Genomic DNA, 415 nt, shown 5'->3' with positions numbered 1-415 from the left:
CAATCTTTACGCCTGCTCCACCCTCTCCTGCCCTTTGTGACGGAAGAAATCTACCAAAAATTACCGGAAAACTTCAGACTTACAGGAACAAAAACGCAAAATAAAACAGGGCAGGAAACTTTGCTTATAAACGCCCAATACCCTGTCTACGATGAAAAACGCAACGCTCCCTTGCAAGAGAAAAATTTCGCCGCTCTTCAATCGTTGGTTGGAATGGCACGTACTTTACGCAGTGAATGCGGCATAACGCCCGATAAAAAACTTCGACTGCTAATTCGTTCTGGCGCGGAATTGGAAAAACCGTTTAGGGAAAACGAAGGGCTTATAAAACTTTTAGCGGGTGCGGGCGAATTACAAATTGAAGCCGCAGGCGGTTCATCAAACAGACCCTCCGGCTCTATCGGTCTTGCTGGAA

1 protein-coding gene is annotated in these 415 nt (G+C 46.3%); it reads left to right on the top strand.

The annotated features are described in order from the left end of the window. Positions 1-36: 36 nt before the first annotated feature. Positions 37-415 (top strand): class I tRNA ligase family protein (locus ACYVTD_RS17205; protein WP_461248857.1); only part of this gene is annotated, 379 nt, incomplete at its 3' end.

The organism is Treponema sp. R6D11 (genome assembly GCF_054786075.1).
Note: the sequence above shows the minus strand (reverse complement) of the source record. Positions and strands in the feature narration are given on the sequence as shown.